This is a genomic window from Mucilaginibacter xinganensis (assembly GCF_002257585.1).
In the GTDB taxonomy this organism is placed as follows: Bacteria; Bacteroidota; Bacteroidia; order Sphingobacteriales; family Sphingobacteriaceae; genus Mucilaginibacter; species Mucilaginibacter xinganensis.
Genome location: NZ_CP022743.1, coordinates 2,176,893 through 2,203,415, shown reverse-complemented (window position 1 = coordinate 2,203,415; position 26,523 = coordinate 2,176,893). Strand labels below are relative to the sequence as shown.

At 41.8% G+C, this 26,523-nt stretch carries 15 protein-coding genes; 6 read left to right on the top strand and 9 right to left on the bottom strand.

Going from position 1 to position 26,523, the window contains the following annotated elements:
• Positions 1-201: 201 nt before the first annotated feature.
• The 6 genes from MuYL_RS09505 to MuYL_RS09480 all read left to right on the top strand — a co-directional run bounded on the left by MuYL_RS09505 (position 202) and on the right by MuYL_RS09480 (position 7,417).
• A complete protein-coding gene (locus tag MuYL_RS09505; RefSeq protein WP_094570337.1) occupies positions 202-2,760 on the top strand; it encodes a DUF5686 and carboxypeptidase-like regulatory domain-containing protein in 2,559 nt (852 codons plus the stop codon).
• Positions 2,761-2,777: 17 nt separating this feature from the next.
• Positions 2,778-3,488 carry a CDP-alcohol phosphatidyltransferase family protein gene (locus MuYL_RS09500; protein WP_094570336.1) on the top strand — a complete coding sequence of 237 codons (711 nt, stop codon included), beginning with the start codon at positions 2,778-2,780 and terminating at the stop codon, positions 3,486-3,488.
• A 194-nt stretch (positions 3,489-3,682) separates the two neighbouring features.
• Complete coding sequence (locus MuYL_RS09495; protein WP_094570335.1) at positions 3,683-4,303, top strand: sterol desaturase family protein; 621 nt, start codon at positions 3,683-3,685, stop codon at positions 4,301-4,303.
• Between the two features lies 1 nt (position 4,304).
• Positions 4,305-5,243: a phosphatase PAP2 family protein gene (locus MuYL_RS09490; protein ID WP_094570334.1), complete on the top strand. Its 939-nt coding sequence runs from the start codon at positions 4,305-4,307 to the stop codon at positions 5,241-5,243.
• 257 nt (positions 5,244-5,500) lie between these two features.
• Entirely contained in the window at positions 5,501-6,709 is a 1,209-nt protein-coding gene (locus MuYL_RS09485) for a hypothetical protein (protein ID WP_094570333.1), read from the top strand.
• Positions 6,710-6,859: 150 nt separating this feature from the next.
• Complete coding sequence (locus MuYL_RS09480; RefSeq protein ID WP_094570332.1) at positions 6,860-7,417, top strand: CAP domain-containing protein; 558 nt, start codon at positions 6,860-6,862, stop codon at positions 7,415-7,417.
• Positions 7,418-7,782: 365 nt separating this feature from the next.
• Here MuYL_RS09480 and MuYL_RS09475 read toward each other — a convergent pair whose 3' ends face one another.
• The 9 genes from MuYL_RS09475 to MuYL_RS09435 all read right to left on the bottom strand — a co-directional run bounded on the left by MuYL_RS09475 (position 7,783) and on the right by MuYL_RS09435 (position 26,502).
• The gene (locus MuYL_RS09475; RefSeq protein ID WP_094570331.1) at positions 7,783-9,426 is read right to left on the bottom strand and encodes an eCIS core domain-containing protein; all 1,644 of its coding nucleotides are present in this window, start codon (positions 9,424-9,426) and stop codon (positions 7,783-7,785) included.
• A 44-nt stretch (positions 9,427-9,470) separates the two neighbouring features.
• On the bottom strand, positions 9,471-11,924 hold the full coding sequence (locus MuYL_RS09470) for a DUF2817 domain-containing protein (protein WP_094570330.1): 2,454 nt from the start codon (positions 11,922-11,924) through the stop codon (positions 9,471-9,473).
• A gap of 209 nt (positions 11,925-12,133) precedes the next feature.
• Entirely contained in the window at positions 12,134-12,682 is a 549-nt protein-coding gene (locus MuYL_RS09465; RefSeq protein ID WP_094570329.1) for a hypothetical protein, read from the bottom strand.
• A gap of 6 nt (positions 12,683-12,688) precedes the next feature.
• Positions 12,689-17,209, bottom strand: a complete 4,521-nt coding sequence (locus MuYL_RS09460; RefSeq protein ID WP_094570328.1) for an eCIS core domain-containing protein — start codon at positions 17,207-17,209, stop codon at positions 12,689-12,691.
• A gap of 43 nt (positions 17,210-17,252) precedes the next feature.
• Positions 17,253-18,836, bottom strand: coding sequence for an eCIS core domain-containing protein (locus tag MuYL_RS09455; protein ID WP_094570327.1), 1,584 nt, complete (start codon positions 18,834-18,836; stop codon positions 17,253-17,255).
• A gap of 35 nt (positions 18,837-18,871) precedes the next feature.
• Positions 18,872-20,092, bottom strand: coding sequence for an eCIS core domain-containing protein (locus MuYL_RS09450; protein ID WP_094570326.1), 1,221 nt, complete (start codon positions 20,090-20,092; stop codon positions 18,872-18,874).
• Between the two features lie 40 nt (positions 20,093-20,132).
• Positions 20,133-21,581 carry an ATP-binding protein gene (locus MuYL_RS09445; RefSeq protein WP_094572901.1) on the bottom strand — a complete coding sequence of 483 codons (1,449 nt, stop codon included), beginning with the start codon at positions 21,579-21,581 and terminating at the stop codon, positions 20,133-20,135.
• Positions 21,582-21,587: 6 nt separating this feature from the next.
• Complete coding sequence (locus MuYL_RS09440; RefSeq protein WP_094570325.1) at positions 21,588-23,021, bottom strand: contractile injection system tape measure protein; 1,434 nt, start codon at positions 23,019-23,021, stop codon at positions 21,588-21,590.
• The gene (locus MuYL_RS09435) at positions 23,005-26,502 is read right to left on the bottom strand and encodes a baseplate J/gp47 family protein (RefSeq protein WP_094570324.1); all 3,498 of its coding nucleotides are present in this window, start codon (positions 26,500-26,502) and stop codon (positions 23,005-23,007) included. The genes MuYL_RS09440 and MuYL_RS09435 overlap by 17 nt, the downstream gene beginning before the upstream one ends.
• Positions 26,503-26,523: the final 21 nt, after the last annotated feature.

Below are 26,523 nucleotides of genomic sequence, written 5' to 3'. Positions count from 1 at the left end.
TGTAAGGTTTTTTTTTACCTTTGGCACTTAATAAATAATTAATAATATACTACCCTGAAGCGGATTTATTTTAGAGTGGAGTATTTATTGTTAAGCGAAACTGGTTAAATATTGTTAAAAATAATTTCCACAGATACATATTATATACCTTACGATCTCGTATGTCTATAAAATTCGTATTGGAATAATGGTTGAAACTACATGAATTATACATACTTATATAAGAGGTTACTACTATCCGGTATCTTCTTGCTTTTTTCTTCAATATTGTTTGCGCAAACCACGGTGGTTAGCGGCACCGTTACTGATGCCAGCAACAAACAGCCCATGCCCTTTGTAACGGTAGCCTTTGCGGGCACCACAATTGGCGCTCCTACCAATAACGACGGTAAATTTAATATCAGCACTGATGGGGTTGTTAAACAGATCAAAGTTTCGTTCCTTGGTTATAAAGACGTTTTTCTTCCGGTTAAACAGGGTGTTACTCAAGAAATAAATGTACGGCTGGTGCCGGTTGCAAATCAATTGAACGAGGTTGTAGTTACTTCAGGTAAAAAACCGAAGTACCGCAATAAAGATAACCCAGCGGTAGAATTGATCCGTAAGGTTATTGAAAACAAAGAAAAGAACCGCCCCGAAAGCTATCCATATGTGGAGTATAAAGAGTACGATAAAATGCAGTTTTCATTAAGCAATGTTTCACCAACTTTAGCTGATAAAAAGTTTTTTCGTAAGTATGCATTTGTTATAAACAATCGCGACAGCACAACGGTACCGGGTAAGTCATTGTTGCCTATTTTTTTGAATGAAAAAGTTTCGCAGTACTACTACCGTAAAAGTCCTGAGAAGGAAAAAACGGTTATTTTAGGGGAGAAAAACGTAAATTTTGGCGGATCGGTTGATAGTGAGGGTTTAGGTGCCTATTTTAAGCACATGTACTATAAGGTTGATATTTATGACAATACAGTCTTCCTGATGACCAATAACTTTTTAAGCCCTATTGCTAACTCATCACCTACGTTTTACAAGTTTTTTATAACAGATACTGTTGCGTTTAAAAACACCAAGCTTATTGAGTTGAGTTTTACCCCGCGTAATACCGCCGATATGCTTTTTGTTGGAAAGCTTTATATCACACTTGATGGTAACTATGCAGTAGAAAAGGTTGAGCTTAATATCAATAAAAATATCAACCTTAACTTTGTTAATTCAATGAAAGTGAACCAGGAGTTTGAACAAAATCCTGATGGTCGCTTTCACCTGAGCAAAAGTACTACGCTTGCTGACTTTGGTTTTACCAAGAACAAAAAGGGCGGCTTATTTGGGATAAGAACCATTACTTATGGCAATTACGAGGTGAATAAACAACGTCCCGATACTACTTACCAAAACCAGGAACTTGCAGAGTCTGATGAAGTAAAACATAGAAGCGAGCAATTCTGGGAGCAAAACCGTTTGGATACGCTTAGCATTGCTGAATCTAAAGTTTATAAAAATGTAGATAGCCTGCGTAACATGCCTTCATTTAGGCGTACCATGGATATCGCCACATTGGTATTAGCCGGCTATAAAGGCTTTGGCGGATTTGAATTAGGCCCTGCAAATACGTTTTATAGCTTTAACCCCGTTGAAGGTTTTAAACTCCGCCTCGGCGGCCGTACAACGCCAGAATTGAGTAAACGTTATTACTTTGAAACATACGGAGCTTATGGCTTTAAAGATGAACGTTTTAAATATTTCTTAAGTGCAACCTACTCGCTTAATAATAAATCTATCTACAAATTCCCGCAGGATTACATCAGGGTAAGCACGCAATATGACACGCATATCCCCGGCGCAAACCTGCAGTTTGTACAGGAAGACAACTTCTTACTTTCGTTTAAACGTGGCCAAAATGATAAGTACCTGTATGACAGGAATTACAACTTTGATTATGTACATGAATTTGAAAGTCACTTCTCCTATCACCTGAGCTTGAAAAGACTTACCCAGGCCCCCGCCGGTTCCCTTTACTTTTTAAATACAGTTGGCGACAATACCTCAAACGTGGTTAAGGACCTTACAACAACTGAAGTGGGTTTATCCTTAAGATATGCCCCTAAGGAGCAGTTTTACCAGGGCAAAATATACCGCACGCCAATACCAAGTAAGTACCCTGTATTTTCGCTTGACTACACCGCGGGTTTAAAGAATGTTTTAGGCAGTGCTTATGGCTATCAAAACCTTCATTTGCAGATGGATAAGCGTTTTTATCTTTCGTATTTAGGTTATGCCGACGTTACAGTTGAGGGTGCAAAAACCTTTGGGCAGGTTCCGTATCCCCTGCTGGATATATTCCGGGCCAACCAGACATATGCGTACGATATTTACTCCTACAACTTAATGAACTTCCTGGAATTTGTTGGCGATCATTATGCCAGTATCAATATCGATCAGCATTTTGTTGGGTTCTTCTTTAATAAAATTCCTTTATTAAAAAAATTAAAATGGCGTGAAGTTGCCTCATTCAAAGCAATTTACGGTGGATTATCTGACCAGAATAACCCGGCGCTGCATCCTTCTCTATATCAATTCCCGGTATCAGCAACCGGTCAGCCTATAACCTATGCATTAGGAAACACACCTTATGTAGAAGGTAGTGTTGGCATAGAAAATATATTTAAATTTGTGAGGATTGATTTGGTTAGAAGATTTACGTATTTAGATCATCCTGATGTTTCAAAAATGGGGATCCGGGCGCGGGTAAAATTTGATTTTTAAAATAAAAGACATAAAAAATGGAACAGCAAACATCTGTACGTACTAATCTCCAGTTGGGCATCTATAAGGTTATAGATCCTGTTGTGAAAGTTTTTATAAAACTTGGTCTTACGCCTAATGCCGTTACATCAATTGGATTTGTGCTAAACGTAGGTGTGGCTGTGATATTTATAATTGGTGCGGAAGAAGGAAACCGAGGCGATCTTACTTACGTGGGATGGGCCGGCGGCCTTATACTTTTTGCCGGATTGTTTGACATGCTTGACGGACAGGTAGCCAGGCTTGGAAACATGAAATCAACCTTCGGGGCACTATACGACTCGGTATTAGACCGCTACAGCGAATTAATTATGTTTTTAGGAATTTGCTACTACCTGGTTGGTCATCATTATTTTTTAAGCTCCATATTTGCATTTATTGCACTTATAGGGTCAATGATGGTGAGTTATGTAAGGGCACGTGCAGAGGGCCTTGGTATTGAATGCAAAGGCGGTTTAATGCAGCGGCCTGAGCGCGTGGTTACTATTGGTTTATGTGCAATGCTTTGCGGCTTAACTTCCCTGTACATTGGCGGCGATTACAAGCTTTATATCCCGGGAGTTAAATTTCACATTTTTGAAACCATGTCGATATTTACCATTCCAATTGCAGCGGTGGCAATACTTACAAACATTACCGCTTTTAAAAGATTGATAGACGCCAAAAAATCGCTGCTGGAACAACAATAACCTATCTGCGTTGATTGTTTGATGGAAGTATTATGCAATAGATAAACAGCGTAGGCTTAAAATATCATATCTTCGTAACAATTAAATAAAATGGGCTACAATTCACCAAAATTTGCTAAAATTGGTGTTCAAAATAATTACTAAACAGAATAACAGGCAGAGAAATTTTAAAACATTTTAAACCCTGAGCAACGATGAAAAAGAAATTTGTTTCCAATTCACAGGAATCTGTGAGAATGTTTAAAAGTGACCTTTTAGAGAAATTATCTAAAGTTCACTATACCGTGCCGTTGTATATTTTTATACCCGTTGTTGCTTTTTGTATTTACAAATACACGCAAACGGGTTTAGGCTTGCTTCTTTTTATTGAATTATTTGTTTCCGGTTTAATTATATGGACACTGGTTGAATATATAATGCACCGCTTTGTATTTCATTATGAGCCTGCAGACAAACCGTGGGCGCAAAGAATGCATTTTATTTTTCACGGCGTACATCACGACTATCCCAGCGACGCAAAACGCCTGGTGTTACCTCCGTCAATGAGTATCCCGCTGGCAACAGGCTTTTACTTTTTATTTAATGCTATTTTACCGGTTAACTATGTTTTTGGTTTTTTTCCGGCATTTATACTAGGTTACCTTTTTTATGATATATCGCATTATGCTATACATCACTTTAATTTTAAAGGTAATATCTGGAAAAAAATAAAGCAACACCACATGCTGCACCACTACCAGGACCCTGCCAAAGGATATGGTGTAAGCTCACCGCTTTGGGATAAAATTTTCGGTTCAGATTTTATAAAAAAGTAGCATGACCGATGCTGTTGACGAAAGCATAAAGATCAATACCCGGTCTGTAATTACTGTTTTGGCAATAACTATTTTTTATTTATTGCTGTCTGCCTTTTTAGTTGGTTTCAAAACTGATCAGTTATTTCTTGCAGTTATTTTTAACGCCGCTTTCTTCCTTTCTGCTGTAAGCCGAAAATTCATTTTGGGGTTTTCTATATTTATAGTTTACTGGATCATTTTTGATTACATGAAGGCCTTTCCAAACTATAATTATAACCCGGTACATATAGAAGACCTTTACAATTTAGAAAAACACCTGTTCGGAGTTCATTTTAACGGCAAACTTATAACCGCAAATGAATACTGGCGCATTAACGGAAAAACCTGGATTGATGTAGCTGCGGGCATATTTTATCTTTGCTGGATTCCGGTTCCTTTAGCTTTTGCAGGTTTTTTGTTCTTTAAAAACAGGCGGCAGTTTTTATACTTTTCCATAACCTTTGTACTGATCAACTTAATAGGTTTTGTAATTTATTATCTTTACCCTGCTGCCCCACCCTGGTATGTTCAATACAATGGCTTTGTTTTTCATGCTAAAACGCCGGGAAATACTGCAGGGCTTGTAAAATTCGACAATTATTTCCATGCGGGCATATTTAAATCTATTTATGCTAAAGGCTCAAATGTTTTTGCTGCCATGCCATCGTTACATTCCTCCTACCCGGTGGTTGTATTATATTATGGGATAAAAAACAAACTCGGCCTCATTAATCTGTTTTTTGGGATAGTAATGCTTGGTATCTGGTTTACGGCTGTGTACGCAAGCCATCATTACATCTTGGATGTTTTGGCCGGCATTATTTCTGCAGTTCTTGGTATTTCCATTTTCCAGGTGCTTTTAACCTACTTTAGCCCATTCAGGGCATTTATCACCAAATACGAAAATTACATCCGCTAAATTCAAAAATTAAGGTATTACTATTGTTTATGGTGTACTAATTACTTGTCAGTTTTGCATACTATGCAGTATTTATGTATAATTCACAATGGCCTAAATTTTACCGCATTTTTTATTAAATGCTCCGTTCACTTTCATTCAGGAATAAATAATTTATTAAGAGTAAAATATAATGCGGAATGGTGTCATAAAACAAATTACAGGCACATTTTTTGACTATGTTGAGTATATTTATAACCCCTGCAAAGGAATAGCTCATGAAAAACACGGTTACGCTATTTATTTTAATCTTCATTTGCCTGAAAGTATCGGCATCAGGTTACCGCGCAGATACTAATAAAGTAACGGCGTCTGAAGCTGCTAAAGATAGCATCAGGGCAGCTGAGCAGCCAGCACAAAATCTTAAATTACTATCACTTTCTGATTTTTCAATAGCAAGCCAATCAAAAAATAATTTCGGTTTAGCAGCCATTTCACGCAGTGCAGCGGCATCAGATTATTCTATTCCTGCTCCACATCTTGGTGATGCAAGCTTGCTTGCAATTACTTATCCTGATAGCCTAAGTTTTTTAACCCTGGCCAATCACTCAGGGAGTTTAAGTATTACCGACTCGCATCTTGCAGAAAATCCAAACAACCAATTAAGAATAAGAAATGCTGACAGTTTAAGACTATTGGCCGCTTTAGTAAGAGAGGACAGCATAAAATCGGTCATCTACAGGGCTAATAAAGACAGCATAAAACAGCACCTCGCTACCATGAGCCTTGACAGCCTGAAACAACAATTGAAGTTACCTGCTGCTGAATTATTTAAAGGTCAGATCTATAATGAGATTGCAACGCGCTACCTGGATTACGACACGATAAGCAACAGGATGACCCGCGTAAGCTACCAGGCCAAAGCGCTGAATTTTACCATGCTTGCTTTGCATCAGTATTCACACTTTAACGATACCGTTGGTTTACGGCTTTCCTTTGATCACCTTGTAAAGGTTTATCTCGCGCAAAAAAAATACAGCCAGGCAAAATGGTTCACACTTCAATCTAATTCACTTTCAAGAGCTAGGAAAGATGCTCCAAATATTATAGCTTCTTTGGTTACCCTGGCCACTATTAAAAGCGAGTTGAAAGATTATACCCTCGCCATGGGCGATTTAAACGAGGCATTGCAGATTTCGAAAGCAAATCATTATCAGCAGCAGGAATTAGATGTGTTAAAAAATTATGCCCTGCTATACAGCCGGCTTAAAAACTACCCGAAAGAAGAAGCGGTTTTAAAACAACGCGACTCGCTTGCTGAAAGCATCCGTAAAGAGGAAGAAGCAAAACTTACTGCTGCCTTAGTGGTAAAAAACGCTGTTGAAAAAAAGAAGGCTGATTCAGTACAGTCGAAAAAAAAAGTATTTACCTCAAATACCAGGAAGCTTTACAAAAGCAGCTCCGCCAGGAAAATAGCTACATTATAATCCTGATTATAATAGTTTCATTAATTGTTTTTGCGGTCTTCGTTTTTTACAAAAGAAAGAATGGCAACTGGCGTGCAATTAGGCGGCGAAGAAAATAAGTTTTATTTATTTCGTACATAAACCCCGGCCTATAATTTTGGTCAAACAAACATGAAAGTTTTAACAAAGGGATTACTAACCGCATTCGTCCTCTTATGTTTCCAGTCTGCTTTTGCACAGCCAACCGCTGGTTCTGCTGAGTTTCGAAGCAAATTCCTCGAAAATATAAATCATGTAAGGGAAACAGGCTGTAATTGCGGCACCACTTTTATGCCCCCTGCACCTGCTTTAGTTTGGAACAACGAACTGGAAACCGCTGCAATGGGCCATGCAAAAGATATGGCTCATAAAAATTATTTCAGTCATACCAGTAAGGATGGCCGCACTATGGATAAACGAATTATTGCTGCCGGTTTTGGTTATAAAGGATATAAAAGCTTCGCGATAGGCGAAAATATTGCCCAGGGCCAAATGAGCATAACAGAGGTTATGGATGGTTGGTTTAACAGCCCCGGCCATTGTAAAAACCTGATGAACCCGGCTTTTAAAGAAATTGGGGTGGCGCTTTACAACACCTACTGGGTACAGGATTTCGGCGGCAGGGAGTCATTTACCGCCGAACAACAGCAAATGCTAAAAAGCGGCAAGGCTAAGTTGATAGAAAATTAAACAGTAATTTAACGTGAGTCCGACATAAGCAAAAAGAGCCCTAACACCTAAACCTCTCTACAACGGCTTGCAGCCGTAGTTTTAGATGAAGTAAGTTTGTGTATTTACGCTGCTAAAGCGTTCCATTTTTGCAGTGGAACACCCGGAAAACAGGTGAAACATGCTGATTATCAGCGCTTTTTATTTTTATCAAGGGAATAAACCGATGTAAGATACCGATAATAAACATGTTACATTAATATCATATCGAATCCACGTTAATTTAAGAGAAACTGCAAAACCGTTTAATGATGTATGTCCAAATACACAGTTTATCGCTTTAAACAACAACACTCCTTTTTTTCCACCCGTATTCCTTCCATTTCTTAAGGAACTGGCAAGGGACTAAAAGTTGGCGGCGTTAACGGTGGCGGCGACCATTGAAATGGCGCACGCGGTATGCCGCGGCCTGCAAGATATGGCGATGGACTAAAGCGCCGTGATACCCTCCCCTGGAACAGGCCTTCAAGAATTTGTTGTAGCATTGCCAGTGTTTGCTGATCAATTGCAGTAAGCCCCGCACGGTCACCAGGCAAAAAAACGCGACTCAAATCAAAAATATAATGGGACAGCATGGTAGAATTGATTTGCCAGTTTGAGCCGGTACCAATAATTATTGATGGCCCGCGGCTGGTGATAGCCTGTTGTGTACTTTGTACCAGGCGAAAAACCTCTGTTTCTATTCTAACATTAACTTCGTCAAATAGCCAATGTGTTATGGTATCCACATTTGCAGGGCTTATTTGGGCCGTGGCACCACGCCTTGTATTTACACTTGTTGCCAAAGTATCTAGCCATAGGTGTATGGTGGCAAGTGCCTGCGGCCAGCGTGACTGATCAAGTGTGCCCACTCCTCCTGCCTGCCCTATGCCCCTGGCTGTTGATCGTAAAGCAATTGCTGGGGGTATCCTGTTAATCAACCAGCCTACCAAATGCATCGCTTCATGATACATTGTTTCAGCAATTTCGCTATCTGTAGCATTATTTAGGATAAAGATTTCCATTTCACCGTCAGTTAACCCGCGATGCGTAAACTCGCCTGCCAGCAGTGAACCCGGCGCATCATTCAGTATCAGCTGCAGGTTCAAAGTAACTCCACCGGGAAGGGCATAATGGGTAACACCTCCTCCGGATATGGCTCCGGCGGCATCTTTCCAGGCAACATTGGTAAGCATTGCCTGCAGAATTGGCAATATCACAGGTGCCAGCGTTTCGCTGTTAACAAGGTTACCGGTCATTTGTCCCAACGCCCGGTTCACCAAACCCAGGTATGTTGCCTGGTTTACTGAGAACGCGGGTGCCTGCGGAGTTTGCTGCCTTTGTATGTGCGTTTTTCTTTGCAGATTATCGCCCTCCGGCCCGTTCTGTTGGATAACGTGGGTTAATTCATGCGCCAGCAAATGTTTGCCCGAATCGGTTTCCGGCTGATACTGGCCGCTGTTGAAATATATGTTGTTACTAACGGTAAACGCCTTCGCGTTTAATGATCTGTTTAATTGCGCAGCTTCATCATTATTATGGATCTTGACATTACCAAAATCAGCCCCGAAGCGGCTTTCCATAAAACTCCTGGTGTCGGCTTGCATCTGCCCGCCCCCTCCCATGCTTGATTTTATCTTACCCGAAACGGCGTCGCTCACAGTACCCGCACCTTCTCCTTTTGCTTGTATAAATGGTGTTACATCGCTGGCCAGCGGTTTAAGGTGTACACGTTCATCATCAACACCACCGCATGAACATCCGGCTTTGCGCTGGATAAAAGAGGTATCAGGCATCCGCATTACTTTTTCGGCTATGGCGTCGGCCTCGTGCTCCAAAGGATCATTGGCAGCGCCAACAGAAAGTTTCAGCTGAACAGCGAACCGGTTATTCAACACATGTTCACGTTCCTGTTGTACAGGGGTTGAATTGCCAGCCAGAGCAGCCGCGCTGCCCTGAGGCTTATTAGCTATTAATGTACCCTCATGCATATGCTTAAATATTATCGTATAATTTATGCTACCCGTTTATTGTATCATGGCGCAGGCGCTACATTAGTTTGAAAATCACGCAGGCCAATCTGTTTTAAAACCCGCTCCATAGTGGCCGCGCTAACACCGCTTCCCGTGGCAATTTTTATAGCAGTATCCGTAATTAACGCGTCAAGCGCGGTTGGGGCGGCTGCATTTATGCCTTGCGCCTGGAACGTCCGGGCCCATTCGGCCTGCAACACATTTGCAATAGGAAAGTAAGAAATATGCCATGGTTCTTCTTCATAATGCCTTTGAGTTGGATCAGGGAATCCACTTTGCCCGCTAAAACCGGTGGTATAGGGATTAAAAAAACCAAATTGCTGCGAATGCTGCTGCAAAAACGGAATCATCTTAACGAACCTGCCGTTGCCTGTCCAATCCGTGCGGGTGGCCGATACAACGTCAATTTCGGTACCCCAATGATGGCGCGAAAAACCCGGCATTGAACGTGTTTGCATTATCCGAAGCACTTCTGTTTCAATATCGCTATCGCTGCTTTTTCCTGTTAAACCGTGCATTTCGCGCCCTACTATCCCTCCCTGTGTAGTGAAGTTCCTTTCAAAGCTGGCTTTAGATAAATTAGAAGGAAGCACGCTTTTTACATCGGTCGGCTGAGCAGGCAGCCAAACACTTTTGTAAAATACATTCATGTCGGCAAACCGGCTGTTAACTATTCTTTTTATTGCGGCCAGCAGTTCCAGGTCAGCTGCGGTATGTCTTCCGGTTAAGAATGTTGGGGTCACTTTTGCTTGCAGTAAAGCACTGGCTTGTGATGGGTTTTTCTGCCGATCCAATAAAAAAGGCCGGAGCCCTGTCATCAAAGCATCCCGCGTTCTTCCATCTCCTGAAGTTGCAAGCGGAACCCGTTTACCGTTCACCAGCGGATCGGCAATTTCATGTGTTACAACAGGGATATTACCGCCGCCGCCCGCTGAGGCCGGCGCCGAAGCCCACGACCCAAGACTGCTTTGACCTGTAGTAACAGAAACCTCCGCTCCTCCGGGATAACGCGCACCGCAAACTCCATGTGCAATTTCATTTCCTCTTACATTGATTTCATTCGCCGGGCTGGCATTCAACACTGATATGGCCATTTCACAAGCTATTTCCCGTGCTTCCCCTTCTACCGGATCGGCATAAAAACCACCTTCGTTTTGATTTTTAACTGTATGTAACGATAAAATCCTGGCAGGATGTAATACCGATATAATATTCTTTATAGCCTTAACTTCCGGTTGCTCCGGCGGAAATTTTTTTCCGGCCGGAACCGGGGCGGCATTGGACAGGCCAGGAAAATTCCGGTTAAGGTCAACATCCCTCCGATTGTTCCTTGTATTGTCTTTAGTCCCGCCCGGGTTAACCATAGGGACCATTATCACGTCAAAATCTCTTTTAAGTTGCCCGCCCAATTCTGTTTTAAGTTGCTCGCCTAAAACCGATGAACCGCTTTTTCCGCCTTCATCGCCGTGAATACTGCCTATTATTAAAGCTCTTTCTATTGGTTTTGCAGGTGGCTGCACTACGGCAGCCTGCTGAGCCGGGGCTCCCGGTTTAGGAGTGCCGCTTATGTCCTCAGCACCAGCATCTTTGATCTCACCTGTTGGAGGCGCCACCGCAGGTGGCGAAGTAGCAGGCGGCGCAGCAGCGGGCGGCGTGTTATTTTCAAGGAAAAAGAACGCATCAATAGGCAAATCCTGATCTTCTGTGGGCGGTTCCATTGTTTTTCCCCGCGTTGCTCCAAATCCTGCAACACCAGAAGAAGTTGTTAACTTCCTATTTTTGAAATCCCTGTCTACATCATTTAAATTAATAACCTGTCTGGCTATAAAATTCTCTGTCTTATTTTGCTGCACCACATGGGTCAGTTCGTGCGCTAACAGGTGTTTACCTGAGTCTGTTTCCGGCTGATACTGCCCGCTGTTAAAAAAAATATTATTGCTTACGGTAAAGGCCTTTGCATTTAACGCCCTATTGAGCTGGGCAGGCCCAATCCCCGTATGAATTTTAACGTTACCAAAATCAGCCCCGAAGCGGCTTTCCATAAAGCTCCTGGTATCACTTTGAATCGGACTTCCGCCCCCCATGCTTGATTTTATCTTGCCCGAAACAGCGTTGCTAACAGTACCGGCACCGTATCCTTTTGCTTGTATAAATGGTGTGATCTGGCTAACTAATGGTTTAAGGTGTACACGTTCATCATCAACACCACCGCATGAACATTCGGATTTACGCTGGATAAAAGAGGTCTCGGGCGTACGCATTACCTTATCAGCCATGGCGTCGGCCTCATGCTCCAGCGGATCATTGGCAGCGCCAACAGTAAGCTTTAACTGGATGGGTAAGCGGTCATTAAACCCGCTATCTTGTTCAAGCACTTGCAGCGCAGGGGTAGCTTTGCCAGCGGAAGCAGCGGGGCTGTTTGGGGATTTATTAGCTATCGATTTTGTTTCCTGCATATTAACTTAATGATTTTATAAAACACATCCATGGCAATAATTCTTCATGGATATTTTGGAACCTTTCCAGGCAGCTTTTTAGGATTATCCTTAAAATATTCCATTATATTATCTTTTTTATATACAGTTCAAAAGAGCTTCCATTCCCGATCTTTTTTACCAGCTCAGGCACTTTTTCTGTATTCAGTGCATATATTTATTAAAGGGAATTACCGTTTATCCCCTTCCATTAATTTAAGCATATCATTAAGCCATGAAGGATCGTCAAAAACGTATTTCTGCCTGATAGGGTGTTTTAAATCAAGCTTTTGCATTTCTTGCCAGGCGAGGCTATATTTTTCATTAGCATCACTATTTTCTTCATTCAGTTTATTGTTTTTATCCTTTAGCGGAATTTCACCGGTTTTATAAGTATTTAAAAGAAATTTATCAGATAAGACATAATACCATGACAAATAAGTTTGGTAGTACCGCTCCCTGGGTAAACCACTACAAGCAATTTTTCTTTCTGCATCCCACTTAAGGTAATAGCCGTTGTCGATAAGCATCACAATGTCAGTCACGTTATAAAACTTACTATCAATTTTTATCGACATACTCAAAACATCTTCATTTATTGAAAAGCCCACTTGTACCACATTGTTTACAAGGGTAACTGCATCCAGTTCAGACCTGTCAATTTTGAAACCATATTGTTTAATCGTATCAGAAAACACTGACTGAACATCATCAGGGAATTTATAATAACCATCTATCATACTTTTTTATTTAATAAACATCTTTGTTGCAGGATCATAATGATAGCCATTTTGATTTAATATTTTCACTTCTTTTCCAAAACCAGTAAGTTTTCTTTCAGCAATCCCCGTATTTGGATCCGTTACCATTATCCAATCATTAGTTACTTTATTCCGTTCATATATAAATATTTCTTTGGTTGGATCGGAGGCTGAATAAAAATTATCCCCCCGCTTAATTGCCTCTAATAACCATGGGCGATTATAATTGTCAAAAAAAGTTCCCGGCTCATAAAATCCCTCACCAACATTCAATACGTTAAAACCACCCTTCTTTGCCCCGAAATCAGCATTTTTCAGATTACCAAAATTGTCAAACAGCTGTGGCATATCAACTATTTCAACTTTTCCATCAACTACCCTGAAGGCACCGATTATAGTAGTTGTTTTATTAGGATCAGCAACGATTCTGGCGCCACTGCTAAAGATGCCTTTAAGTGGGGCATTATTACCTGTAAGACCATGATATACTTTTAATTTTTCTGCCGCTGCCGGAATATCTTTTACGGGATCATTTATCAGTATCTTGGCAAATGCATTCTTTTTATAATTCCTGGCATCATCCAAATAAAAACCAAGTATTTCTCCAGATTGTGCATCGCCAATTAATAAACGCCCATCCTTCGGATCATATTTGAGGTAATACTTCCCTTCGTATACAACGTCATAAAGATTGGGACCTTTTTCGTCCCAAAAATCTTTTGCCGACACTATTGGTGTACCTGGCCCCTCTAATATTTTAATTGAGGGTATGTTATTAATATTATTCCAGTTTACATTTATTGAATGCGCATTATCAACCGCTAGTTTCACCGCAGGGCGTTCAAGTATAGTTCTGTTAATGGCGCTTTCTTTTGTATCCGGGTAAAAAACAAGTTTGGAGCCATCCGTCAATTTAACCTCGATCATTCCTTCTTTATCAGGTCCGCTCACATTTTCTTTCCCATAAAATCGCATAATTTCATCTACAGAGGCCTGGCCGGGCTTATAAGCAATTTTATCAGATGCGAATTGATTTTGCTTGAAATCTATCGCTCTTTGAAATTCAACCAACCTTATTTTTTCCAGCGCTTCTTCAACTTTCCTCAGTTCTTCGTTAACATTTATATCCGTTGAAATTTCTTTTGCATCCCTAAGTTCGGTAAGTATTTTTTGCTGTCGTTCCAGCAAAACACGTTGCTCTATAATAAGCTTAAGCCCTTCACTTTCGCTAATACTGCCTTTCCCGGTCATCGTCGCAAGCTTCTTTTGCGATAAAATAATATCCTGTTTTAGCCCTGTTATCTTACCATTTATCATTGCCACTCTCGCATCAAGCCCTTTTGCATAAAACGATTCAATAAGTGGCCTTGCCAGCGTGCTACCCGCCTCCACAGCGGCCAGAGTTACAAGATTTTCATATATAAACAGATAAAGGTCGCGGCCCTGAGGCAGTTTTTTATTTTCCCTATAATAGTTGAAAAGACTGTATCCTAAAAATGCACCGGTTGTTGCAGATAAGCGGTATACAGCTGCCGCATTTTTCATAATACGGCCGAGGCCGGAAAAAATGCCAGACAGCACCAGGTTTTCACCAAATGATTTGGCAAGATCACCAAATCCATAATAGGCCTTATCTTTACCCAAAGCTCCCTGGCCCATTGCCTGGTTCAGCCCTTCGGTCATAACCGTCATCGCGGCTGCACTTACTACAACCTCGGTTACAGCAAATGCTGTTGTTCCGGCTTCAAAAAATGCAGCCGCAACGCCGGCGCCTATTCCTCCAGACACCACAACTATTGCCGCAGTTACAATTGCTGTTAATGTAATGATGCCTATTTTTAATACCAACATGGCATCATCCATGTTAGCTACGGTATTAGCATATATCTGCTCCATCATTCCTGAAAAAGCGTATTCGCTTCCTGCTAGCGGTTCCGGCATAAAGCCCTTGGTTTCATCGTGATGTGGGAATGTATTTCCCTTTATTTTTGTGAAGCCGTTGTTTTTATAAACCTGATCGCGGATCATGTTCCCAAATTCACCTTCCACTCTTAGCGGTTCAAAATCACCGCTCTTTATTTGTTCTATAATCTTGGCAGTATCAGCAGCCACAGTTTTCATTGAAGAACGCAATACGTTAAAACCAACTGTTTTGACACTGATCCCAAATGCGATTTGCGAAGCAGTTTCAGGGTCAGAAAACATATTGTAATAAATATCCTTCCGATCATCTGGCACCCCCATCATTGAAATCACATCCCGCTTTGTCTTTGCATCCATTTTGGGAAATGAAAGCAATAAGTTTCGCAAAGCGTCATCAGAGTCAATCAGTGCCTTAAGTGGACTGTAGATTTTATTCAGTATATTAATCGCAATAGCAGCGGCTTCATTATTTAGCCTGTTTAATACGACCAGTGTAAGTGACGATTGTAAAGGCCTGCTACCTTGAGCGGTTTGCCTGAAGTTATAGTCCTCGCCGGCTCCGTGATCAAGCTGAGCTTCAATATATGCCAACAATTTTCCGCCTCCTGTTTCCTTGTATATGTCATACATTAATGGCGTATATTCCTGTTTGTCGGGGGTTACTCTTTTTACATCTTTTTTATACTCATCAACATTCTTAAAATACAGCCTTTTACCTTCAACATAATCTGCATCAATGCTATGAAATTTACCTTTCCCCTTTACATTTAAAGCCACAAATTGGCCTTCAGGCATTTGATATGCTTTGGCAATATTTTCAGGAAACTCAATCTGTTCATCTATTTTTTTCCATAAAGCAAGTGCATCATCATGGCTCACGGGCTTACGGGCAAAAAAACCGCTACTACGTGTTTTGTAAATTATTGCCTCACTATTTAATGATTTTCCATGGCCGGTAGCTGCTGCATCAGGGTCAACATAAAAATAGTTATCCGCAACATCATGCCCGTCCACTTCATTTCCGTTGATATACAGCTTTTCCAGTTTTACTTTATCTGGTAACTTCCGCCAGTCAATTTTAGGATCATTACCTTCATTGTTCCGTAACTCATTGGTGATCCTGAAAAGGTCCATCTGAGTAAGCTCATACAAATGAAATTTACCATCAGCTGTTTGAACAATCATCAGGTCCTTTTTACGCATTGCTGCGGCTGCTTTTTTAGCTTCGTCAAGCGTTTTAAACTCTTTCCCCTGTATTTTACGGTTAGGGTCGTCCAGCGCAATAGCTGAATGTGGCACATAGGCTAGCATCAGCTTAATTGCCGCGTCATATATATGTTGCGCATCCTGGTCGTAACCTGTCAGATCAGGGGCATAGGTATGTATTATATCATTCAGCGATGTTACCTGCTGATCGTTTATTGGGTCGGCACTTTCAGGCATATTTCCAGGAAAAGTTTCATTAAGAAGAATGGAAATGCTTGAAGTACCAAAAGGATAATTCAATAATTGATTAACTATTGAACGCGGAGATTTTTTTGTAATCTCAAAATTCCTTGTTAAGGTAGTTTGAGCCCTCAATGATACATTGCCAACCACGCCGTTGTTCGTTTTAATTGAAATTCGGCGTGTTACTCTTAATACAATTGCTTTTTTGGGCCCTTGTATTTTCAGCTCATTTGGAGGTGGTGATACAGGCGGTGCATTATTATCTTCATCAATAAAATGCATCTCATCTGAATTTTTAATCCTGACAGGTTTTGGCTCAGGCGGTAAAAATAGCTTTGTTTTTTCAGGAGGAAGGTTCAGCAATTCTATTTTAAGGTATCCTTTTAACAGTATACCCGGATACAATCCTCCGGCAGGTTGATTTGATAATTCATCCTCAAGGATTACTGTGTCCTCGGTAATAGTTTCAGTTACTTTTTCTTCCGGAATTCGTTGAATTTGAGCAGGGGCAGCCTGTCCCTGTTGTATTACGTGTGTTAACTCATGCGCCAGTAAATGTTTACCGCTATCGGTTTCCGGGTGATACTGGCCACTATTAAAATATATATTGTTGCTTATAGTAAAAGCCTTTGCATTTAATGACCTGTTTAGCTCAGTTGACTCACCTCCGTTGTGGATCTTTACATTGCTAAAGTCTGCTCCGAAACGGCTTTCCATAAAACTTTTAGTATCTGTCTGCATGGGGCTCCCCCCACCCATGCTTGACTGGATTTTACCTGATACAGCCTCACTTACTGCACGCGCTCCATTACCCTTTGCCTGTATAAAAGGCGTGATCTGGCTGGCCAATGGTTTAAGGCGGATATGCTCATCATCATAATCACCGCATGAAAATGCGGATTTACGCTGAATAAATGATGTCTCTGGCATTCGCATTACTTTATCAGCCATGGCATCTGCCTCGTATTCTAAAGGGTCATCTGCAGCGCCAACTGAAAGTTTTAGCTGTATTGGTAACCGCTCATTTAGTTCAGTTTCTAAATCAAGCTGTTCCTCCGGTAAGTGCACGGCCTCATTAGCCAAAGCAGCCGGGCTGCTTTGAGGCTGATTAGATATGGAAGTGCTCTCGCGCATATTTTTTAACTTTTACTATCAAATAAGACTTATTATCCTGTCGCTAACGAACAAACTGGATAAATACCCCACCCCCATAATCAACAGATTGAGGGCCGCCGGTTTGCAAAGTAAACCCGGTTGAACCCTGTCCTCCAAATTGAAACCAACTGTGCGACAATGACGGAGTTACAACCAATTGCGTACCAATTGATGGCTGAAATTGAAAACTCGCTGCCGGGTTAAAAGGCGAGCCTATAAGGGCCTGGACAAAAGCGCTCCACTGCAAATGGTTATGAGCAAAAGGCACAACATACGACAATTGGCTGCCTCCGGCTATACTCACTGTCCCGGTGCTTAAACTTATTTGCAGTTGTACAAGCCCCTGCAGCTCCACATGTCGGGGGTATCTGCTGGCAAATTGGTGTGTAAACGCCAACCCAAGCTGAACAACAGCCTCAGCTGCAGGATCAGTGGCACTTGAGGGACCAAGATAAGTATGTCCAACGCCGCCAAACCCAGGCTGAACACTAATTTGGTTACCTGCCTCAGTACCGCCGGATGGTGTAGCGGGTTGCCCGATGGCGGGCTGTCCGGTTGCAGGTGGTGCAGGAGTGATGCCGGGGATAGTTCCGCTCCCGGATGGGAAAGCCGGTCTTGCCGCTGGTGTGGGTGTAAACATTGAAACTTTCACCCTCCGGTCAAGGGGGTTAATTTCTGAATGTGCGTTTGCGGTTCCGCAACCGTATATGCCATCTTCAGCCCTTGCGCAGGTATGTGATCCTCCCGGAACATCATGTATGCGTCCAATACCAAGCTGTTGGCCAATATACCGGGCCCTGCGTATAGATAGCGCCTGGTTATTTTCCGGTGTTCCTTCAATAGAAGCATTTCCTTCCAGTTCAGCTTCCATGTTTGGGTTTGCCAGAAAAGAATTTCTAATCATATTTAATGAGCCGAGGCCACTCGCGGTAAGCACTGCGGATGGCGCTGCGGTAATTTCTGCCGGTGATGGTTTGTTGTTTAAAAACTGGATATCCCAATTTGTAGTAAGGGTAAATTGGCTCATTCCACCCTGCCTTTCCTGCCTTTGAATTTTCCTCCCGATAGAACCTGATTGCTGCACCACATGTGTTAGTTCATGAGCCAATAAACGTTTCCCATCAGCAGCCCCGGGCGCATATTTACCCGAATTAAAATAAATATCGCTGCCAACCGTAAATGCATGTGCATTTAATTCATTTGACATTTGTGCGGCATAATCGCCGGTATGGATCTTAACACCGCTAAAATCCGTTCCAAAACGATTTTCCATAAAATTTTTAGTAGTGGCTGCCATTGAGCTGCCTCCTCCTTTTGTTTCTTTTATTTTACCTGAAACTGCCTCACTTGCTGTGCCGCCATCCAAACTTTTGGTTTGGATAAAAGGCGCACGTTTAAGATGAACATGCTCATCGTCAAATTCTCCGCAGGAGCCAGCCGCTTTACGCTGCACAAACGGAGTTTCAGGCATCCTCATCATTTTATCAGGCTGATTGTTAAAGGCACTATTAATACCGCCAACAGTTGCTTTATGCAGGCTAGCAGCCCCACCCGCAGATATCATTCCTGAATTGCCAACACCCCGGTAATTACTTTGCCTGCTCATAATTCGTCGTTTTAATTGTATTATTTCGTTTTACATCAGCGAACTTTACTTCCAACAATCCAGGTTGCTGTTGTAAGTGCCGACAGCCAATCAGCAAAAGGTGCATATACATCTGCCGTAACTGTATTGCCGACATTCATTATCCTGTTATTAATATGTGCCCTTGCGGGGTCTATCTGGCTTGCTGATGTCCCGCTGTCATTTAAGTATTCATCCCCCAGTCCTATCATGTGGCCAAATTCATGAGCAGATGTGTTTTGGGTAAATGTTTGGTTATCATTTCCATCATTCACAGAAAAACCGGTGCCCGCCCGGATAGCCGAACCTTTGGCACTATGATTTTTATTGGCATTTTCATCCAGCTGCACAGTACGGAAACTTACATTATCCCTGATGTTAACTATCCTGGCATCCATGGTCCAGGCGGGCTTGCTTATTAAACTGTTATTCAGGGCTGCCGCTTCTTCATTTGCATCCTTCATCTGGTGCACCACCGTCTTATCAAAATCAATTTTAACATGTGTGGTTCGTTTCTTTCCGCCCTGTTCTTTTAACAGAAACCGGTCTTCCCAAATATCTCTTACAGCAGTTTCAAAATCGCTTACGTAACCATCACGTTTTGAATCGTTCCAGCCATGCGGAAAGATCCACGCCATTGAAAAGGTTACCCTAAATTCGGAGGAACTCTCATCGTACGATACCTTTGCATTAGGGAACGGAGAAGTTCCGCCGGCTTTCACCTGCTTGTTACTCCAGCCGTCTAGATTGTAGCTTGCTGTTGATGATTGGGTGCCGGCTAGTGGTGCCCTTTGTACAATTTGGCCTCCTGTGCTACGCTGCTGCGCTACATGAGTTAACTCATGAGCCAGCAAACGCTTACCATCGCTTGTGCCGGGAGCATATTTCCCGGAGTTGAAATAAATATCGTTACCTATTGTAAACGCCCTGGCGTTTAAGTCATTGGAAATTTGTGCGGCATAATCGCCAGTATGAATCTTAACGGCTGAAAAATCGGTACCAAAGCGATTTTCCATAAAGCTTTTTGTGCCATCAGCCATTGAGCTGCCGCTCCCCCTGGTTGTTTCTATTTTGCCTGAGACTACATCACCCGGAGATGGAGCAGCTTCACGCCGGATCAACGGCGTAGTTGGCATCTGCATAATATTATTGACTCCGGCCTTACGCTGCGTTGCTGCAGAACCCGCAGACGTTATTGCTGAATTTTCAGTTCCCGGTTTACGCTGATGCCTTTTCATACCCTGTTAATTTTTTTCGTCACATGCCCGCACAAATCCCTTACATCGTTTTTCCTTCTTTTTTAAATTCCTTTTTTATCCCCAGGATAATATCTTCAACCATAATTTTTTTATCATTCCTATTTAAAGCCATTAGCGATGCGTATTGAATAACATTCATAATGGACCCGCCCGAAAGTTCATGCTGATGTGCAATTTGTTGCATTTGCTCACTATCCGGCGGAGTACACTCCGGGCTAAAACCGGCATTCCAGATCCTTAACCGTTCGCGGCTCTGGGGTTTTTGAAAATGCACTATTGAGTTTAAGCGGCGTGTAAAGGCCTCATCAACGTTATTCCGCATATTGCTGGCGAGTATCACCAATCCGGGATAATCCTCCAGTCGCTGCAGCAGGTACGCTATTTCCTGGTTAGCATACTTATCATTTGAATCAGAAATGCTTGTGCGTTTACTAAAAAGCGCGTCAGCTTCATCAAAAAACAAGATCCATCTTTTATTTTCTGCTTTTTTAAAAACCTTCTCCAGGTTTTTTTCTGTTTCGCCTATGTATTTTGATACCACCATTGAAAGATCAATCCGGTACACATCCAAATTAAAAAGTTTACCCAAAAGTATTGCGGTAAGTGTTTTCCCGGTACCCGGTGAGCCATGGAACAATGCTTTAAAGCCAGGTTTAATTTTTTTGTTCATCCCCCAATCTGTTTGCAGTGTTTCACCATGTTGCAGCCAGATACGAATCTCATCCAATTGCTGCATCGTGTAATCGTCTACCACCAAATCACTCCATTCCATTCCTGTGGTTAGCCTTTTTGCAGGAAAATCAGGACTGAACTGAGGTTTACGCAAATTCCCGGTAGTGAAAAAATCAACGTATTCATCAGTAACATTTATTATACTGCAATAAAACGGTTCCGTCGCCCCGCCCTGGTCAAGCTGAAGAATATTATGCGCAAAGAAAATATGGTCAGGTTCAAACAGGCTATACAATTTAAACCGGTAGCTTAGGTCATTACCACCCAGTAAAAAAAGTGCAGTTTCAATAGTGGGTATAAAACCGCTGTGGCGGCTTCCTTTAACGCCGCCAAACTCGGTATAGCCCCTCCCCATGGATTTGTTGACAGAAAAAAAAGCATCCAGTAAATGTGGCTGGATGTAAGGAATGAGCGCCAATACCAAAAGCAGGCGTTCATCAGCGTTTAATTTATAGTAGCTAACAAAGTCTGAATAAACAGAATGATCGTTACTAAGGTCCGGCATGGCCACATCAGCAAATTTTGTTGTACCACCTGAGGAACTAACAATTTCCGGTCTTTCAGCATCATTGTTCAAATGCAATTTCTCCGCAGGGAAAAAATCCATGAGTTTCTTATTAACCACATTTACAAACCAGGTAACCTCGCGGGTTAGTGTTTCGGCATTTAAACCGGTAACATTACGGGCGGGTACCACCGGGCTTATTTGTTCTATATCCTTTCCTGACTTTTTCATAACCATTTACCATTCAACTGATACCAGGTAATTATTCCACGTTAAACTAAGTGTAGAAAAGCCCCAGGGAATACCATCAAGCAATACATCAAGGGTTTTCCTTTCAATCTGTACGCGCCAGCCGGTATCCTTTTGTGTCAGCAGCCCGTCGCGTTTTAAAAAAGTCTCGCGCAACCCGTCGATTGAGGTATTTTTGAGTGCGCTCCAGTGTTGTATCACCGCTTTTAAAAGGGATTCTGCTTCCCCGGTTTCCCTGTCATCCAGCAAAACGTTAAGTGGCACAGGAAAATCAACAGGCAACCCACATAATATCTTTTCAAACACCAGCGAATATTCCGGTACCTGCTGATGCCCATTGCTCAAAAACTTCAATAAATGCACCCCTTTAAATGTGCAGTCCATATTTTTCCAGGTGCCATCCTCCAGCAGGTTCAGCTCATCAAAAAATGCTTTTAAGAAAGGGGCCAGTAAAACAATTCCGGCATATTTTACGGAATATTTTTTAACAGGGTCTTCAGCATCATATCCGGAAGTAACAGAATCATCATCCACAACCTCATTCAATTTCGATACACTATTTTTTTGCGGCGGTTCTACACCTGCATTGGTAATAATCTTCATAAACTCTACAGCAGCCAGTCCGCCAGCCGCTAAATCACCTTTAAAAACACCATTGATATAAGTTTTAAAGATCCCCGGCAAAATATCGGCATCTTCCATATTTTGAAGTATTGAAGCTGCATTTTCTATCAGTGTATCATTAATCAGCAACTCATCATGAAGTACCTGAATATCACTAATATTTGCAAACGGCCCCTGTGGATTTGCAGCCTTTTGCTCATTAATGCCATCAATAAGGGTATCAATCCAGCCAGCGAACATTTCCTGAATGATTTTGAGCCCGGTTGACAAGTTGACAACTAGTTTTTTCGATTGGCTGTTAAGCTGCCATAATACCCGCTGCCATACCTTTTCCGTTAACCTGTTTTGAAAAAGAAAATTCCTGAACAATTTTTCGTCTTTAATTAAAACCTCCGCGCATATTTCATCAATATTTACATCGTCCGCATTAACCCACCACGGTAATGTACCATTGATTAAGAAGTGTAAAAGAATTTCGGTTTGTGAACGCTGTCGTGAAACCTGCAGGCCGGCGGGCGTGATTTTTGAAATATTTTTGGCTAACTCCTGCTCAAATTTTATACTCAGGATCTTTTTAAAATCTGCGGCAAAAGTTTGCCTATTAAAATTTCCAAGGTCAAGCTCAAGCCGCTCAATTTTTAAATCTTCGTCCTCACTTATATATTCCGAGCTGACTTTTTCAATAACCTCCGCTATCTCAGCCTGCAGGGTCTGGGCAAAATTTTGGCGTAAGTTTAAAGACATCTCTTCATCCGGGCAATTAATTTCAAAACGTAACCTGTTAACTGCGTGTGTCATTTACATCCTTTTTAATTACCGTTGGCGCTGCTTCATGGTTACAATCATCGTCACATACTCCGCAAGGCCTTAAAGTGTTAATAACATCAACCAGCGGGTTTACCACTTCATAATCAGGCACTTCAGTTTGCGCCATTTCAAGCAACCAGTTATTATACGCTTTCTCAAATCTTTGCATTTCTTCAATACCTATCCACATTACCTTTGTTTGAATATGCGCCGGTGATTCAGCTAAAATGGTTTTCTCAACCAATCTTCTGAACGATAGATTGCGGAGCCGTTTCGGCCAGCACGGCAGTACTATTGTAGTTTTAAAAGAATATGGATCGGCGTTTGCGTCACAAGGGATGCTTTTACAATACAGGTCAAGTTCATATCCAAAATATTGCATAAGGGTATTTATTTCCTTTTCAATATCAAACGGATCGGTTGCTGCTACCGCGCTGTCACTATTTTTATTAAAAATATAGATACTCTGCGCCAGCACCGCTCCATTTTCACCGTGAATTATAAAGCCATATTTTGTTTGATTTTCAGTTTCTGAAATAATCTCATAGTTGCCACGCTCTGACCCAAACTCACAGAGATCGCTGATTCTTTGAACCATGTCTTCATATTTTCTGAATTTCAGCAATACCGGGTTTGGATCGCCCGGCGTCACTTTCTGAAAAAGAACAGATTTTTCGTAGATCTCCGTACCAGGTGTGCGCCTGATATACTGAAGCACCCATGGCATCTTGTCATAGCACTTTTCGGCAGGCATTCTTGATATTTTTTTGCGGTAAGGCGGCTCTTCAATATACTCATCCTGTACCGACTTTAAATCACAGCTATCCAGGCAAATATTTAAAAAGCTCACCGGCTCGTCCACATTATTTTCGTCTAATACCTCATCCAGTTTTGGTCGCAGCAAGATATGCTCAACCAGGTGCAAGCCTTCATTTTTATTGATCAGGCTCATTGTATGCTGCAACCTTTCAAACGCGGCATCGCGATCTTCCTTTTTTCCAAATTGGTCGCTGCTGCCCAGCAAAACTGCCGTAGCGGCATCATTAGCGTCATACAAATCAAACCAAAACTTGCCCACTAACCCGGCTGCTCTCCTGCTGCGTGTTTTAAGCTCATCGCTAAACTTAAAATAAATGCGGTTGTCGGCGTGTTCCAGTATATCCTCCATCAATGCTTCGGTGCAACATCCCTGCATAACCTCAACGCTGGTAAAAATCACTTTTGTTTTGTCGGAAGGGTCAAGTATTTTAATAACATTAAGCGGCACACCTGTTTTTGTAACTTTTTGTACAGGTGGCTTGGCGGGGTCATCCTGAACCATTAGTGGCCCGCTCACCAGGTAATCGGGCACCAGTGACCTTCTTGTTATATCATTAAAGCCAAGCAGCCTGCTTATTCTCCGTTCTGCACCGGAAACATTAGCTGTTTTCCAGGTTTTAGTACGCGCATAATTATAAGCCCTGCCCCTTTCACTCCCTATAAACCGGTACTCATTATCTTTAAGTATATTTATCTTATCGTGTATCAGCCGTTGAGCCACGTTATCCGGCTCAAGCCACCCCATCAGTGATTGATATTCTGAAAGATCTTCGCTAAACCTGGCAAGCATGTGATCTAAAAAAATATTGCGCCTGTCATTAAATAATCGGGGCGTTTCAACCAGGTTTTGTACAACCTTTACAAAATCACTTAAAATTAAATCAAAGTGGTTGCTGCCATGGTTACCCTTATCAATCAATAGTTCGTTTAAGTTCTCAATCTCTGTAAGTGCACGGGTAAAGTAAGTATGCTTTACAGAATCATCGAAGGTAAAAAGGTCACGCAAATGGTCAAGCTGAACCAGGTAGTCGGCCAAAATCTGCTCAAAAAACAGCAGATAGCCGCTTAGCTGATGCGCCTGGGTTTTACGGGCATCATCTGCGTTGGCCGGCAGGCCAGCACGATCACTTATACCATAGGTATTCGGTAAGGAGTAAGTAACCGGGTAATAATCCTGCAACTCCATATAATCGCCGTTTGGCACCGGGAAATCAAGTTCAGCGCCAACCAGTTTGTATTTGCGTTCAGCGGTTTTCATGTCTTTAAATGCCTTCAGCATTTTGGCGGGTAACCTGTCTTTTGTACTACCGGTATAATAGGTTATAAACTCACGCTCTTTGCAAAACATAATTTGCGACATAGCTGGCTGGATCCTCGCAATTTTGCGTTCGTTTTTAAGCCGTTTTACCCATTCGTAAAAATAATTTGTTGCTGCTGATTTGCCGGCTACACCATTAAAAGGCAAATGAAGATAGGTGATAGCCTTAACGCCGTTAATGTCAGAAATTTCAGCAATTATATCAGACAGCATGATATCACGGAACAAGCTGGTGCGCTCAAGGTCAGTATCGTCAATAAATCCATGTTTTAAAGCCGGGCCTTCAAATATTTCGTCAACCTGATAATTTTTGGCCAGCATTTGGTCAATGGTATAAAAAGGCACTGATGGGGTAAAATACTTGTAGATGGTGAAAAATATTTGCGCTAAAACAAGGTCCGGATCAGCATATTCTTCCAGTACAATTGACGCACCAATCCCAAAATCAAGATATTCAACGGCATCTATACTCAAAAAATCTTCGCATAAATTACGGTTGGCAGCCAGCCGGTCAATTACTACCTGCCTTATCTCTTCCCGTTTGCCTCCGTCTATAATATCTTCCTCATATTCAATCATTACATTGTATAATCCTTCAATCTCAACAATTTCGGGTGCAATAAATGTATCGTTTGCAGCATCCCGCTGTTCCTGTTTCAGTTCGGTGTTTTGCTGTTCCAGGGCAGCTATATCTGCCGTTAACTTTTCCTTAACAGCCACATCTGAATCTGCGGGCAAATTTGAGAGTTCATCTCTCTTTGCCTTAATTTTTGATGCCAGCACGGCTATAGAGGCTGTTAGCTGGTTAAGCTTATCCAGCCGCTCCCTTTTTGCATCTGTTAAGTTAACCTGGTTAACACCCAGTTTTCCATAACAGATCTTTTCTTCCTTATCGTCACAGTCGCAATCATAATCTTCTCTTTTTTCAAAATGATTGTAATCAATCCAAATAGGCACCTCATAGTCTTTGCTTGGCGTAAGCCAGGCGTTTCGTACCCCCACAACATCAATAATTAATTTGCGGTAATCATTAATATTAAGTGCGCTATTATGCAAGATGTGCCTGGCAGTATAAAACACCTGGTTCCATGTATCATTGGTGAGCTGCTGCGGAGCCAGCAGATCTTTTATATCAAAATCGGTCCTGTATGACAGATCGGTTATAGCATAACAAACCGCCTCTAAAATAGTTATCCCCGGATCCGAAACATTATAATTCGTCCAATTGTCACTACCTAATTTTTCAATCAGTTTTATTCCCTCTGAGCGAAGTGAAACATAATCTTCTGCCGGCAGAAGCGGGTTGCTTTTTATTAATGAAACCGAATTTAACATAGCAGTAATTTTTGTAGAATG

What these genes read in the sequence shown, in the direction of transcription:
- MuYL_RS09450 (WP_094570326.1), bottom strand. Translation starts at nt 20,092, where the DNA reads ATGAAAAGGCATCAGCGTAAACCGGGAACTGAAAATTCAGCAATAACG.
- MuYL_RS09485 (WP_094570333.1), top strand. Translation starts at nt 5,501, where the DNA reads ATGAAAAACACGGTTACGCTATTTATTTTAATCTTCATTTGCCTGAAA.
- MuYL_RS09500 (WP_094570336.1), top strand. Translation starts at nt 2,778, where the DNA reads ATGGAACAGCAAACATCTGTACGTACTAATCTCCAGTTGGGCATCTAT.
- MuYL_RS09495 (WP_094570335.1), top strand. Translation starts at nt 3,683, where the DNA reads ATGAAAAAGAAATTTGTTTCCAATTCACAGGAATCTGTGAGAATGTTT.
- MuYL_RS09455 (WP_094570327.1), bottom strand. Translation starts at nt 18,836, where the DNA reads ATGAGCAGGCAAAGTAATTACCGGGGTGTTGGCAATTCAGGAATGATA.
- MuYL_RS09435 (WP_094570324.1), bottom strand. Translation starts at nt 26,502, where the DNA reads ATGTTAAATTCGGTTTCATTAATAAAAAGCAACCCGCTTCTGCCGGCA.
- MuYL_RS09460 (WP_094570328.1), bottom strand. Translation starts at nt 17,209, where the DNA reads ATGCGCGAGAGCACTTCCATATCTAATCAGCCTCAAAGCAGCCCGGCT.
- MuYL_RS09475 (WP_094570331.1), bottom strand. Translation starts at nt 9,426, where the DNA reads ATGCATGAGGGTACATTAATAGCTAATAAGCCTCAGGGCAGCGCGGCT.
- MuYL_RS09505 (WP_094570337.1), top strand. Translation starts at nt 202, where the DNA reads ATGAATTATACATACTTATATAAGAGGTTACTACTATCCGGTATCTTC.
- MuYL_RS09440 (WP_094570325.1), bottom strand. Translation starts at nt 23,021, where the DNA reads ATGACACACGCAGTTAACAGGTTACGTTTTGAAATTAATTGCCCGGAT.
- MuYL_RS09465 (WP_094570329.1), bottom strand. Translation starts at nt 12,682, where the DNA reads ATGATAGATGGTTATTATAAATTCCCTGATGATGTTCAGTCAGTGTTT.
- MuYL_RS09480 (WP_094570332.1), top strand. Translation starts at nt 6,860, where the DNA reads ATGAAAGTTTTAACAAAGGGATTACTAACCGCATTCGTCCTCTTATGT.
- MuYL_RS09490 (WP_094570334.1), top strand. Translation starts at nt 4,305, where the DNA reads ATGACCGATGCTGTTGACGAAAGCATAAAGATCAATACCCGGTCTGTA.
- MuYL_RS09470 (WP_094570330.1), bottom strand. Translation starts at nt 11,924, where the DNA reads ATGCAGGAAACAAAATCGATAGCTAATAAATCCCCAAACAGCCCCGCT.
- MuYL_RS09445 (WP_094572901.1), bottom strand. Translation starts at nt 21,581, where the DNA reads ATGAAAAAGTCAGGAAAGGATATAGAACAAATAAGCCCGGTGGTACCC.